The organism is Achromobacter deleyi, from assembly GCF_016127315.1.
GTDB lineage: Bacteria > Pseudomonadota > Gammaproteobacteria > Burkholderiales > Burkholderiaceae_B > Achromobacter > Achromobacter insuavis_A.
This window is the reverse complement of sequence record NZ_CP065997.1, coordinates 6,446,885-6,459,308: the sequence shown is the minus strand read 5'-3', so window position 1 is coordinate 6,459,308 and position 12,424 is coordinate 6,446,885. Positions and strand designations below refer to the sequence as shown.

The 12,424-nt window shown below is 67.4% G+C and carries 11 protein-coding genes; 3 read left to right on the top strand and 8 right to left on the bottom strand.

The annotated features are described in order from the left end of the window. From rsfS to I6I07_RS29145, 5 genes are all read right to left on the bottom strand, one after another. Entirely contained in the window at positions 1 to 405 is a 405-nt protein-coding gene (gene rsfS / locus I6I07_RS29165) for a ribosome silencing factor (protein WP_006393913.1), read from the bottom strand. A 72-nt stretch (positions 406 to 477) separates the two neighbouring features. Continuing rightward, positions 478 to 1,065: a nicotinate (nicotinamide) nucleotide adenylyltransferase gene (gene nadD, locus I6I07_RS29160; RefSeq protein ID WP_198484717.1), complete on the bottom strand. Its 588-nt coding sequence runs from the start codon at positions 1,063 to 1,065 to the stop codon at positions 478 to 480. Next, complete coding sequence (hemF, locus tag I6I07_RS29155) at positions 1,062 to 1,973, bottom strand: oxygen-dependent coproporphyrinogen oxidase (protein WP_198484716.1); 912 nt, start codon at positions 1,971 to 1,973, stop codon at positions 1,062 to 1,064. Before hemF ends, nadD begins: the two co-directional genes overlap by 4 nt. 12 nt (positions 1,974 to 1,985) lie before the next feature. Next, a complete protein-coding gene (purD, locus tag I6I07_RS29150) occupies positions 1,986 to 3,293 on the bottom strand; it encodes a phosphoribosylamine--glycine ligase (RefSeq protein ID WP_198484715.1) in 1,308 nt (435 codons plus the stop codon). Positions 3,294 to 3,338: 45 nt separating this feature from the next. Next, a complete protein-coding gene (locus I6I07_RS29145) occupies positions 3,339 to 4,070 on the bottom strand; it encodes a YebC/PmpR family DNA-binding transcriptional regulator (RefSeq protein WP_006393917.1) in 732 nt (243 codons plus the stop codon). 159 nt (positions 4,071 to 4,229) lie between these two features. Between I6I07_RS29145 and I6I07_RS29140 the strand changes: the two genes are divergently transcribed. From I6I07_RS29140 to I6I07_RS29130, 3 genes are all read left to right on the top strand, one after another. Next, positions 4,230 to 5,753, top strand: coding sequence for a helicase HerA-like C-terminal domain-containing protein (locus tag I6I07_RS29140; protein WP_198484714.1), 1,524 nt, complete (start codon positions 4,230 to 4,232; stop codon positions 5,751 to 5,753). 145 nt (positions 5,754 to 5,898) lie between these two features. After that, a complete protein-coding gene (locus tag I6I07_RS29135) occupies positions 5,899 to 6,966 on the top strand; it encodes a tartrate dehydrogenase (RefSeq protein ID WP_198487715.1) in 1,068 nt (355 codons plus the stop codon). Between the two features lie 21 nt (positions 6,967 to 6,987). Continuing rightward, positions 6,988 to 7,944 carry a hypothetical protein gene (locus I6I07_RS29130; RefSeq protein ID WP_198484713.1) on the top strand — a complete coding sequence of 319 codons (957 nt, stop codon included), beginning with the start codon at positions 6,988 to 6,990 and terminating at the stop codon, positions 7,942 to 7,944. 58 nt (positions 7,945 to 8,002) lie between these two features. Here I6I07_RS29130 and I6I07_RS29125 read toward each other — a convergent pair whose 3' ends face one another. From I6I07_RS29125 to I6I07_RS29115, 3 genes are read right to left on the bottom strand one after another with little or no spacing between them, the layout of a single operon-like run. Next, positions 8,003 to 9,622, bottom strand: a complete 1,620-nt coding sequence (locus I6I07_RS29125; protein ID WP_232625816.1) for a DHA2 family efflux MFS transporter permease subunit — start codon at positions 9,620 to 9,622, stop codon at positions 8,003 to 8,005. Positions 9,623 to 9,634: 12 nt separating this feature from the next. After that, entirely contained in the window at positions 9,635 to 10,894 is a 1,260-nt protein-coding gene (locus I6I07_RS29120; protein ID WP_198484712.1) for an HlyD family efflux transporter periplasmic adaptor subunit, read from the bottom strand. Positions 10,895 to 10,914: 20 nt separating this feature from the next. Then, positions 10,915 to 12,342, bottom strand: a complete 1,428-nt coding sequence (locus I6I07_RS29115) for an efflux transporter outer membrane subunit (RefSeq protein WP_198484711.1) — start codon at positions 12,340 to 12,342, stop codon at positions 10,915 to 10,917. Positions 12,343 to 12,424 lie beyond the last annotated feature (82 nt).

Here is a 12,424-nt window from a genome sequence, read left to right as displayed (position 1 = left end):
TTAGTCGTCGGTGCTGTCGTAGGCGCTGTCGCTGGCGATCGGCGCGACCCGGGTCGATTCGGGCAGCAGTTTGACGCGCACCGGCTTGCCGCCCCAGATCTCTTCCAGGTTGTAGTACTGGCGGATGGCGGGCTGCATGATGTGGACCACGACATCGCCCAGGTCGACGACGACCCATTCGCCGGTGTCCTCGCCTTCGATCGTGATGCCGGAGAGGTCGAGCGCGCGGCCGCGGTCGGCCACGCTGGCGGCCAGCGCCCGCGTCTGGCGGTTGGAGGTGGCACTTGCAATCACGACGCGATCGAACAGGCTGGTCAGATGCGTGGTGTTGAAGACCTTGATGTCTTGCGCCTTGACGTCTTCGAGGGCGTCGATGACGGCGCGTTGGAGTTTCTGAATATCCATAGCTGCAAATATAACCCGCTCACGGACGGCGGGTGCCGGTTCCGTGGCGCTGCGCGCCCGGGCGGGATGGGTTTATCGGTAAAGATGGTGCGCCGCAATATAGGCGGCGACGGAAGGGGCCAGCAGGCCGTCGGTGGATTCGCCCCGCGCCAGGCGCTCGCGGATCTGCGAGGCAGACACCGGCATCGGGGCAAACGGCAATTCTTCCAGCTGGCGTCCCTGGCCGCGCAGCCAGTCCGCCAGTTCGGCGGGCGGCGCCAGCGGCGTGCCGGGCCGCGTCGCCACCGCCAGGTCGACCAGGCTGGCGATCTCGCGCCAGGACTGCCAGGTGCAGAAATTGGCCAGCTGGTCGGCGCCGAGCAGCCAGACGTAGCGAGCATCCGCGGGCAGGGCGCGCAGGGTGTCGATGGTGTAGGTGGCGCCGCCGCGCTCGAGTTCGATCGGATTGACGACCAGGCCGCCGTGGCCGGCGATGGCCAGCTCCAGCATGGCGCGGCGCTGGTCCTCGGTGGCGTTCAGGGCCGCGCGCTGCCACGGGTTGGCCGCCGGGATCAGTTGCACCTGGGCCAGGCCGAGCGCGCGCAAGGCGTTGTCGGCGAGCGCGACGTGCGCGACATGGACGGGGTCGAAACTGCCGCCCAGGAGCCCGATACGCTTCACACCCAGTCCTGCGGCGTCAGGTAGGCGGCCAGTTCGGCTTCGGGCGTGCCCGCTTGCGGCTGCCAGTCGTAGCGCCATTGCGCCAGCGGCGGCATGGACAGCAGGATCGACTCGGTGCGGCCGCCGGATTGCAGGCCGAACAGCGTGCCGCGGTCGAACACCAGGTTGAATTCGACATAGCGGCCGCGGCGATAGGCCTGGAAGTCGCGTTCGCGTTCGCCGTAGGGCGTGTCGCGGCGGCGTTCGACGATCGGCAGGTAGCTGTCGAGGAAGGCATCGCCGACCGCGCGCGTCAGCGCGAAGGAGGCGTCGAAGCCGGGGGCGTTCAGGTCGTCGAAGAAGATGCCGCCGATGCCGCGGGTCTCGTTGCGGTGCTTGAGGAAGAAATACTCGTCGCACCAGCGCTTGTAGCGCGGGTAGTAGTCGGCGCCGTGGCCGGCCAGCGCGTCGCGGCACACCGTGTGGAAGTGGCGCGCGTCTTCCTCGAAGGGGTAGTAGGGCGTCAGGTCGATGCCGCCGCCGAACCAGAACACGTCGGCTTCGTCATGGCCGGGGCGGGCCGCGGCGACGAACATGCGCACGTTCATGTGCGTGGTGGGCACATACGGATTGCGCGGGTGCAGCACCATCGACACGCCCATGGCTTCCCAGGAGCGGCCGGCCAGTTCGGGCCGGTGCGCGCTGGCCGAGGGCGGCAGCTTCGAGCCGCGGACGTGGCTGAACAGCACGCCGGCGCGTTCGAAAAGCTGGCCGCCTTCGAGCAGGCGCGACAGGCCGCCGCCGCCTTCGGGCCGGACCCATTCGTCGCTGCGGAAGGGGCCGCCCTCGGCGGCCTCCAGCGCGGCGACGATGCGGGACTGCAGGCCGGTGAGGTAGCCGCGGACGTCGGCGACGGGCAAGGCATTCATCGGCGCTTCCGGTTACGCGTTCGACTTGGGCTTCTGCTGCGACGGCTTGAGCGCGCGCCAGCCGATATCGCTGCGGTACTGGCGGCCGTCGAAGTGGATGCCGTCGATCGCTTCGTACACGCGGTCGCGCGCCATCTTGACCGAGTCGCCCAGCGCGGTGACGCACAGCACGCGGCCGCCGGTGGTCTGGGTTTCCTCGCCTTCCAGGCGGGTGGCCGCGTGGAACACCATGCAGTCGTCGGCGTCGGCGGGCAGGCCGCGGATGACGTCGCCGGTGCGCGGGGTATTGGGGTAGTTGTGCGAAGCCAGCACCACGCCCAGGGCGGTGCGGCGGTCCCAGGTGATGTCGGCCTGGTCCAGCGTGCCTTCGACGGCGTGCTCGAGCGCGTCCAGCAGGTCGCTCTTGACGCGCATCATGATCGGCTGGGTTTCCGGATCGCCCATGCGGCAGTTGAATTCCAGTGTCTTGATGGCGCGGTCGGGATCATCGCCGGGGGCGATCATCAGGCCGGCGTACAGGAAGCCGGTGTAGGGGATGCCGTCGCGCGTCATGCCCTGCACGGTCGGCAGGATGATTTCGCGCATGATGCGGTGGTGCAGTTCGGGCGTGACGATGGGGGCGGGCGAGTAGGCGCCCATGCCGCCGGTGTTCGGGCCCTGGTCGCCGTCCTGCAGGCGCTTGTGGTCCTGGCTGGTGGCCAGGGCCAGCACGTTGCGGCCGTCGCACATGACGATGAAGCTGGCTTCCTCGCCCACCAGGCATTCCTCGATGACGACGCGCGCGCCGGCTTCGCCCATGGAGCCGTCGCCCAGCATGGCGTCGACGGCGGCATGCGCCTCTTCGAGCGTGGCGGCGACCACCACGCCCTTGCCCGCGGCCAGGCCGTCGGCCTTGATCACGATGGGGGCGCCTTCCTGGTCGATATAGGCGTGGGCGGCGGCGGGATCGGTGAAGGTCTCGTAGCGCGCGGTCGGGATGTTGTGCCGGACCATGAAGGCCTTGGCGTAGTCCTTGGAGCTTTCCAGCTGCGCGGCGGCCTTGGTCGGCCCGAAGATCTTCAGGCCGCGGGCGCGGAAGACGTCGACCACGCCGGCGGCCAGCGGCGCCTCGGGGCCGACGACGGTCAGGGCGATGCCTTCGCGCTGGACGAAATCAGCCAATTCCTCGGCATTGGTGAGCGCGATGTTTTCCATCTGCTCGGCCCGTTGCGTGCCACCGTTGCCCGGCGCCACGTACACCTTGTGTACGCGCGGGGAGCGGGCCAGTCGCCAGGCGAGGGCATGTTCGCGGCCGCCCGAGCCAATTACCAGGAGTTTCATTGTTGCGTGATTCTTAAGGTTGCCAGTCGAGTGTCGCGAGACAACTTACTGCGCTTCGTCGAAAATGACGGTGGTATAGACTTCCTGCACGTCGTCCAGGCCTTCCAGGGCGTCGAGCAGCTTCTGCATCTTGATGGCGTCTTCGCCGGCCAGTTCGGTTTCGTTCAGGGCCTTCATGACGATGCCGTCGACTTCGGCCTTCAGGCCGGCGTCGTCGAACGCCTTGCGCACGGCGGCGTAGTCGGTCGGCGCGCAGATGACTTCGATCACGCCTTCCTCGTCGGTGGCGACGTCTTCGGCGCCGGCCTCGAGGGCGGCTTCCATGACCTGGTCTTCCGGCGTGCCGGGGGCGAACACGAATTGGCCGCAGTGTTTGAACATGAAGGCCACCGAGCCTTCCTGGCCCAGGTTGCCGCCGTTCTTGGCGAAGGCGTGGCGCACTTCGGCCACGGTGCGGGTGCGGTTGTCGGTCATGCAGTCGACGATGACCGCCGCGCCACCGATGCCGTAACCCTCGTAGCGCACTTCTTCGTACGCTTCGCCGTCCGCGCCGCCCGCGCCGCGCTGGATGGCGCGCTGGATGTTGTCCTTGGGCATGTTGGCGTCGGTGGCCTTGTCCCAGGCCATGCGCAAGCGCGGGTTGCTGTCCGGGTCGGGGCCGCCGGCGCGCGCCGCCACGGTGATTTCACGAATGATCTTGGTCCAGAGCTTTCCGCGTTTGGCGTCTTGGCGGCCTTTGCGGTGCTGAATATTGGCCCATTTGCTGTGTCCGGCCATGGCTTCCCAGGATAAATTGTCTGCAAAAAGGGCATTTTACCGTGCCGGCGGCCCGCGCGCCCGGGAGTCGGCCGCCTGTGTCCATATTGCCACGCGCACAAGCGCCACCGCAGGCTCTACACTTGGGCATCTGAGTCATTACGGTCCGGAGAGCAGCCCATGCCCAACCCCATCGTCATCGCCAAGAATGCGCAGACCGAGTTGGCGCTGCTGCCAGCCCTGGCCAACCGCCACGGCTGCATCACCGGCGCCACCGGCACCGGCAAGACCGTCACCCTGCAGGTCCTGGCCGAGTCCTTTTCCCGCCTCGGCACGCCGGTCTTCATGGCCGACGTCAAGGGCGACCTGACCGGCATCTCGCAGGCGGGGGTGGCCAGCCCCAAGCTGCAGGAGCGGTTCAAGAACCTGGGCCTGGACGAACCGGCCTGGGGCGCCAGCCCGGTGGCCTTGTGGGATGTGTTCGGCGAGCAGGGCACGCCGGTGCGCGCCACCATCACCGACATGGGGCCGCTGCTGCTGGCGCGCATCCTCGAACTGAACGACACCCAGGAAGGCGTGCTGACGCTGGTGTTCAAGGTGGCGGACGACGAAGGCCAACTGCTGCTGGACCTGAAAGACCTGCGCGCCATGCTGCAGAACGTCGCCGACCGCGCCGCCGAGCTCAAGACGCGCTATGGCAATGTGTCCGCCGCCAGCGTCGGCGCGATCCAGCGCGGCCTGCTGGCGCTGGAGTCGCAGGGCGCCGAGAAATTCTTCGGCGAGCCGATGCTGGACGTGGCCGACCTGATGCGCACCGACGCCCAGGGCCACGGCATCGTCAACGTGCTGGCCGCCGACAAGCTGATGCAGGCGCCTCGGCTGTACGCCATCTTCCTGCTGTGGCTGCTGGCCGACCTGTACGAGAAACTGCCGGAAGTGGGCGACGTCGACCAGCCCAAACTGGTGTTCTTCTTCGACGAGGCGCACCTGCTGTTCAACGACGCGCCGCCGGCGCTGCTGAGCAAGATCGAGCAGGTGGTGCGGCTGGTGCGTTCCAAGGGCGTGGGCGTCTATTTCGTGACGCAGAACCCGCTGGACATTCCGGACACCGTGCTGGGCCAGTTGGGCAACCGGGTGCAGCACGCGTTGCGCGCCTTCACGCCGCGCGACCAGAAGGCCGTCAAGACCGCGGCCCAGACCATGCGGCCCAATCCGGGGCTGGATATCGAGGCGGCCATTACCGAATTGGGCGTGGGCGAGGCGCTGGTGTCGCTGCTGGACGCCAAGGGCCGGCCGATGCCGACCGAGCGCGCCTGGATCGTGCCGCCCGGCAGCCGCATCGGCCCGGCCACCGACGCCGAGTGCCAGGCCTTGCGCCAGGGCAGCCCCATGTCCGCCAAATATGACAAGGCCATCGACCGCGAATCCGCCTACGAAGTGCTGGCCGGACGCGCGGCGGCGCCGGCCGATCAGGCCCCTGGGAGGGCCGCGCCAACGCCGACGGCGGGCGGCGCGCCAGCCGAGGCGCAGGGCGGCGGCCTGATGGACAGCCTGAACGATGTGCTGTTCGGCTCCACCGGCCCGCGCGGCGGCAAGCGCGACGGCGTGGTGCAGACTTTCGCCAAGAGCACGGCGCGTTCGATCGCGACGCAACTGGCGCGTGGCATCCTGGGATCGCTGCTGGGGTCCAAGACGCGCCGTTGAATTCTGTATTCCATTTGCGGAACAAATTTGCGTCCGGTTTGTTGTAACGCAGGGTAGTACGTTGTTTGTAACTTGGGGTATTGCGTTGCCCTCATTTATGCCTATGATTCTGGGCGATGCAATCCAGGATGCAAAGGAAACGGTGGTGGCAAAAAAGCACAAAATTGCGGTGATCCCAGGGGACGGAATCGGCAAGGAAGTCGTTCCGGAGGGCTTGAAAGTACTCGACGCCGTGGCGTCGCGCTTTGGCATTGATTTCCAGTGGGACCACTTCGACTGGAGCTGCGATTATTACGCCGAGCACGGCAAGATGATGCCGGACGATTGGCAGCGGCAGATCGGCCAGCATGAAGCGATTTTCTTCGGCGCCATCGGCTGGCCGGCCACGGTGCCCGACCACGAGGCGCTGTGGGGCTCGCTGTTCAAGTTCCGCCGTGAATTCGACCAATACATCAATCTGCGTCCGGTACGCCTGATGCCGGGTGTGCCGTCGCCGCTGGCCGGCCGCCAGCCCGGCGAGATCGATTTCTTCATCGTGCGTGAAAACACCGAGGGTGAATATTCCAACAGCGGCGGCGTCCTGTTTGGTGGCACCGAGCGCGAAGTCGTCATCCAGGAAAGCGTATTTACCCGCATCGGCGCCGAGCGCGTGCTGAAATTCGCCTTCGAGCTGGCCCGCAAGCGCGGCAAGCACCTGACGGCGGCGACCAAGTCCAACGGCATTTCGATTTCAATGCCCTGGTGGGATCAGCGCGTGGCGGAAATGGCCGGGAACTATCCGGATGTTCGTTGGGACAAATATCACATCGATATCCTCTGCGCGCATTTCGTGCAACATCCTGACTGGTTCGACGTGGTCGTAGCTTCCAATCTTTTCGGCGATATTCTTTCCGACCTTGGCCCCGCCTGCACGGGAACCATTGGCATTGCGCCCTCGGCCAACCTGAATCCCGAACGTAGGTTTCCCTCGCTGTTCGAGCCCGTGCATGGTTCTGCACCCGATATTTACGGCAAGGGCATCGCCAACCCGATCGGCCAGATCTGGAGCGGCGCGCTGATGCTGGATTTCCTCGGATATCCGGACGCCTCGGCGGCCGTGGTCCGCGCCATTGAATCGGTGCTGGCCGAAGGCCCACGCACGCGCGACATGAAGGGCACCGCATCGACCGCCGAGGTAGGCGACGCCATCGCGTCGCTTATCGCGTCGGTATAGCGCTGTATGAGGGCCGAGACCATGGTCGATTCCATCGCCGCTCCCACTGTTCGGGTGGGCGGCAGTCGTGCGGACCGCTTCGTTCGCAAGCTGTTCCGGATGATGCGGTCGCGCACGCAGCGCCACAATCAGCACCTGTGGCCGTTCGTGCGTATCTGGCGCAATCCGGCTGGGGTGATCTGTGGTTTTCGGGCGCTGGGCCGTTCCATGCCGATTACGCCGTTGGAGCAGGGATACGACCCCAGCGACGACGAGATGCATCTGATTCTGAGCGGCCCCTCGATTGCCGAGATTCCCTATGACCGCCTGAATATCCGGGCGGCCATGGGGGTGAACGGTTCGATCACGCTAAAGCGCAAGTTCGATCTGCAGTTCAAGTATTACTGCATCATCGACCAGAACTTCGTGCGAGACCGCATTGATCTGGTGCGCGAGATCGTCGCTTGTGACCTGACGCTGTATGTGCTGCCTGATGTGCTGCGCTACATCATGCAGGGAATTCCGCAGGAATACATTCGTTGCCGCATTTGTATCATCGAATTCATTTCCGAGCGCGCCTACCAGCGTAGCGCGGCGCCCGCAGTGCTCAAGCGCATGGTGGCGGCGTCGCCGGACCTGCGGTTGTTGGATGCCAAGCAGGGGCTGGGCTACAGCTTCGACGCGTCACTTGGGGTGTTCGACGCCGATACGGTGGCCTATGTGGCGTTGCAGGTCATGATTTCCGGTGGCGCGCGCAAGGTTTACGTGCACGGCCTGGATCTGACGCTGCAGCATGGCATGCGTTTCTATGACGAGGGCGAGACGCCTCAGACCAGCCGGCTGACGCGCAACTTCGCCCGCCTGATCGAACCCTCGTTCCGTTTCGCCGCGCAACAGTGGCGGGGGCGCGGTGTGTCGGTGATCAACCTGTCGCCGGTAAGCGCGCTGCCGCCGGAGGTGATCGAGCGGCAGGACTGGCATGCGTTACTAAAAAATTGAAAAAAAGGGCCCGGCAGAATCTGCCGGGCCCTTTGTCTTGGCCTCTGTCCGGAGAGGCTCAGTGGGCGCCCGCCGCCGCTTCCGCCGCGCCGCCGCCACCGCCCGCCTTGGTCGAGCGTGGCCGGGCGAACCAGACCAGGCCGGTCAGCAACAGGAAGATCACCGCCGAGGCGTAGAACACATCCACCGCGGACATCGTGAACGCCTGCGCGTTGATCAGCCGGTCGACCGTGCTCAAGGCCTGCTGGTGCGACATGCCGACCGTGTTCTGCAGGACGTTGAGCGTCTGGTCGAACGCCTGCTGGCCGGGCCGCGCGGACTCGGTCAATTGCACATGGTGCAGCGTCGCGCGGTTCTCCCACAGGGTGGTCGCGATCGAGGTGCCGAAGGCGCCCGCGGTCAGCCGCAGGAAGTTCGACAGGCCCGAGGCGGCCGGGATGCGCCAGGGCTCGATGCTCGACAGCGTGATCGAGGTCAGCGGCACGAAGAACGCCGCCATGGCCGCGCCCTGGATGATGGTCGGGATCATCAGCGTGCGCACGTCGGTCTGGGTGTTGAAGCCCGAACGCATGAAGCACACCAGCGCGAAGATCAGGAACGCCACCGTCACGATCTGGCGCGGGTCGCGGGTGGCCAGCATCTTGCCCACCATCGGCGTGAGCAGGATGGCCAGCAGGCCCACCGGCGCGGTCACCAGGCCGGCGTAGGTGGCCGTGTAGCCCATGTAGCTCTGCAGCCAGAGCGGCAGCAGCACCACGTTGCCGAAGAACACGCCGTAGGCCACCGCCAGCGTCAGCGCGCCGACCGTGAAGTTGCGGATCTTGAACAGGCGCAGGTCGACCACCGGGTGCGCGTCGGTCAGCTCCCAGATGAGGAAGAAGACGAAGGCGACGAAGGCGATGGCGGCCAGGGCGATGATGGTGGGGCTGGCGAACCAGTCCAGTTCCTTGCCCTTGTCGAGCATGATCTGCAGCGAACCGACCCACACCACCAGCAGCACCAGGCCGAGCTTGTCGATCGGCAGCTTGCGGGTCAGCGATTCGCGGTTGCCGTAGATGCGCCAGCTGATCCACGCCGCCAGCAGGCCCACCGGCACGTTGATGTAGAAGATCCACGGCCAGGTGTAGTTGTCGGAGATCCAGCCGCCGAGCAGGGGGCCGGCCACCGGCGCCACCAGTGTCGTCATGGACCAGACCGCCAGCGCCATGCCCGCCTTGGACTTGGGGAAGCTGGCCAGCATCAGGGTCTGCGACAGCGGGATCATCGGCCCGGCCACGGCGCCCTGCAGCACGCGGAACGCGATCAGGGCTTCGAGCGAGGGCGAGAAGCCGCACAGCCACGAGGCCAGCACGAACAGCAGGGTGGAGATCAGGAACAGCCGTACCTGGCCGAAGCGCTGCGTCAGCCAGCCGGTCAGCGGCACGGTGATGGCGTTGGCCACCGCGAACGAGGTGATGACCCAGGTGCCCTGGCTGGAGCTGACACCGAGGTCGCCGGAGATGGTGGGAATGGACACGTTCGCGATCGAGGTGTCCAGCACGTTCATGAACACCGCCGTGGACAGCGCGATCGACCCGATGATGCGGGTGGCGCCTTCCAGCGGCGGGTAGGTCCCGGGCGGGAGTACGGTCGGCTCGGCGGGGGCGCCGCCGGCCGCGGGCTGAGCGGTGGTGCTCATGGGAAAGCTCCCTTACTTGGCGCCGAGCGCCAAGCCCTCTTTGGCCACGGGCGACTGCGCCGCCTGCGGGGTGAATTCGTCGGAGGCGAGGTTGGCCTGGATGATCTTGCCGATCAGGGCGTCGACCTCGTCATGGGCCGGTTCGAAGGCGCGCGTCGACCAGGCCGGTTCCTTGCGGGCGGCGGTGGTCAGCGCTTCGCCGTCCTGCTTGCCGACGTCGACTTCCACGTCCATCGACAGGCCCACGCGCAGCGGATGCGTCTTCAGGTCCTCGGGGTCGAGGGCGATGCGCACGGGCACGCGCTGCACCACCTTGATCCAGTTGCCGGTGGCGTTCTGGGCCGGCAGCAGGGCGAAGGCGCTGCCGGTGCCGGCGTCCAGGCCGGCGATCTTGCCGTGGTAGGTGACCGAGCTGCCGTACAGGTCGGCGGTCATCGTGACCGGCTGGCCGATGCGCATCTTGCGCAGCTGGCCTTCCTTGAAGTTGGCTTCGACCCAGACCTGGTCCAGCGGCACCACCGTCATGAGCGCGGCGCCGGGGGCCACGCGCTGGCCTACCTGGACGGTGCGGCGGGCGATGACGCCGCCGACGGGGGCGGGCAGCACCGTGCGCGATTGCGCCAGCCAGGCGTTGCGCAGGCCGGCGACGGCCTGGCGCACGTCAGGGTGGTCGGCCACCGTGGTGCCTTGCGTCAGCGCCTGGTTGGTCGCCAGCTTGGCGCGCGAGGCGGCCAGCGCGGCGCGGGCCTGCGCCAGGCCGGACTGCGCGGTCTTGAGCGCGGCTTCGGCGTGCAGGATTTCCTCGCCGCTGACGCCGCCCGACTTGGCCAGTTGCTGGCGGCGGGTGACGTCGCTCTGGGCGCGGGTCAGTTCGGCCTGCGCGCGCTGGATGTCGGCCTGGCGCAGGTCGACGTCAGCGGCCAGCGCGTCGTTCTGGACGTAGTAGGTGCGGACCTGGCGCACGGTCTGCGCCAGCTTGGCCTCGGCCTGCTGCAGGGCGACCTGCGTGTCGGCCGGATCGATGCGCACCAGCGGCTGGCCGGCGGTGACGGTCTCGGTGTCGTCGGCCTCGATGGCGACCACGGTGCCGGGCACCTGGGGCGTGATCTGCACCAGGTTGCCGTGCACGTAGGCGTCGTCGGTGCTTTCGAAGTGGGCGCCGAACAGGGCCCACCAGATGCCGTAGGCGATCGCGATGAGGATGAAAACGCCGGTCGCGGTCAGCAGCAGGCGTTTGCGGGCGGGGTTGGTCGTGGGAGTGGCTGCGTTCATGACGTCTGAATCCGGAGCGTTCAATGAGTGGAGTTCGTGGCGGGCGCGGGCTGCTGCGCGGGGGCGGGGACGTAGCCGCCGCCCAGCGCGTTGGCCAGGTTGGCGTCGAGCTGGTAGGCGCGGATGCGCAGGTCGGTGTCGAGCCGCGCCTGGGTCAGCACGCCGGTCTGCGCGACCAGGACGGTCAGGTAGTTGCCCATGCCGGCCTTGTAGCGGTTGACGGCCAGCTCATAGGCGGCCTCGATGGCTTCGCGCGCCTGGCGCTGCTGCGTCCGTTCCTGTTCCAGCAGGCGCAGGCCGTCGAGCGCGTCGGCGACCTGGTGCACGGCGTCGAGCACGGCCTGGTTGTAGTCGGACACGGCCAGGTCGGCGTCGGCGCGGCGGCCGGCCAGGTTGGCGTTCAGCTCGCCGCCGTGGAAGATCGGCAGGGTGATGGCCGGACCGAAGCCGGCGGTGCGGGCGGCGGCGCCGAGCAGGTTGCCGGTGCCGATCGCCTGGAAGCCGGCGAAGGCCACGAGGTTGACGTTGGGGTAGAACTCGGCGCGGGCGCTGTCGATCTGGTGCCGGGCGGCCTCGGCGCGCCAGCGCGCGGCGACCACGTCGGGACGGTGGCCCAGCAGGTCCAGCGGCACGCTGTCGGGCACGCCGCCGGCAGGCGCGGTCAGGGAGGCTTGCACGAGCGACTGGCCGCGCTGCGGGCCGGCGCCGGCCAGGGCCGCGACCTGGTTGCGCAGTTGCGCCAGCGTGGTCTCGGTCTGGGTCAGCTCGACCTGGCCGGCGGCCAGCGACGATTCGGCCTGCTTGACCTCGACCTGGGTGTCCAGGCCGGCGGAATAGCGGCCGCGGGTCAGCGACAGCACTTCCTCGCGTTGGGTCAGCACGCGCTTGATGACGTCGCGCTGGGCGAAGGCGTCCTGCAGATTGAGGTAGGCGCGCACGGTGGCGCTGGCCAGCACGTTGCGCGCCGCCTGGGCGTCGGCCGCGGCGGCGGCCTGCTGCGAGACCGCGGCTTTCAGGTGCGAGCGGTTCTTGCCCCAGAAATCGAGCTCGTAGCTGAAGTCCAGCGCCAGGCGGTTGTCGCTGACGACCGATCCGCCCAGCGGCGCCGGGTAGATGTAGTCGCCGGACAAGTGCTCGCGGTTGAGCGTGTAGTTGGCGTCCACGCGCGGCATCAGGGGAGCGCGGGCGGTGCTGACGGCGGCGTTGGCCTTGGCCAGGCGCGCCTGGGCGGCGGTCATGGACGGGCTGTTGGCCAGCGCTTCGTCCATCAGCGCGTCGAGCTGGCTGTCGCCGTAGCGATGCCACCATTGCGTGTCGGGCCAGGCGACGGCCTGGGCGGTCAGGCCCAGCTTGGTTTCATTCAGGGCGGCCACCGGCTCGGAGCCGGGTTCCATCAGGGCGCAACCGCTCAAGGCCAGCACTAATGCGGTAGAAAGAAGGCGTTTCATCCTGACAATCTGCTGAAAGTAATTGATTAATCTGTATTTGCCTAGGCAAATATTACGTCAAATAAAACCCCTTTCGCAGGGG

What these genes read in the sequence shown, in the direction of transcription:
- rsfS (WP_006393913.1), bottom strand. Translation starts at nt 405, where the DNA reads ATGGATATTCAGAAACTCCAACGCGCCGTCATCGACGCCCTCGAAGAC.
- hemF (WP_198484716.1), bottom strand. Translation starts at nt 1,973, where the DNA reads ATGAATGCCTTGCCCGTCGCCGACGTCCGCGGCTACCTCACCGGCCTG.
- purD (WP_198484715.1), bottom strand. Translation starts at nt 3,293, where the DNA reads ATGAAACTCCTGGTAATTGGCTCGGGCGGCCGCGAACATGCCCTCGCC.
- I6I07_RS29145 (WP_006393917.1), bottom strand. Translation starts at nt 4,070, where the DNA reads ATGGCCGGACACAGCAAATGGGCCAATATTCAGCACCGCAAAGGCCGC.
- I6I07_RS29140 (WP_198484714.1), top strand. Translation starts at nt 4,230, where the DNA reads ATGCCCAACCCCATCGTCATCGCCAAGAATGCGCAGACCGAGTTGGCG.
- I6I07_RS29130 (WP_198484713.1), top strand. Translation starts at nt 6,988, where the DNA reads ATGGTCGATTCCATCGCCGCTCCCACTGTTCGGGTGGGCGGCAGTCGT.
- I6I07_RS29125 (WP_232625816.1), bottom strand. Translation starts at nt 9,622, where the DNA reads ATGAGCACCACCGCTCAGCCCGCGGCCGGCGGCGCCCCCGCCGAGCCG.
- I6I07_RS29120 (WP_198484712.1), bottom strand. Translation starts at nt 10,894, where the DNA reads ATGAACGCAGCCACTCCCACGACCAACCCCGCCCGCAAACGCCTGCTG.
- I6I07_RS29115 (WP_198484711.1), bottom strand. Translation starts at nt 12,342, where the DNA reads ATGAAACGCCTTCTTTCTACCGCATTAGTGCTGGCCTTGAGCGGTTGC.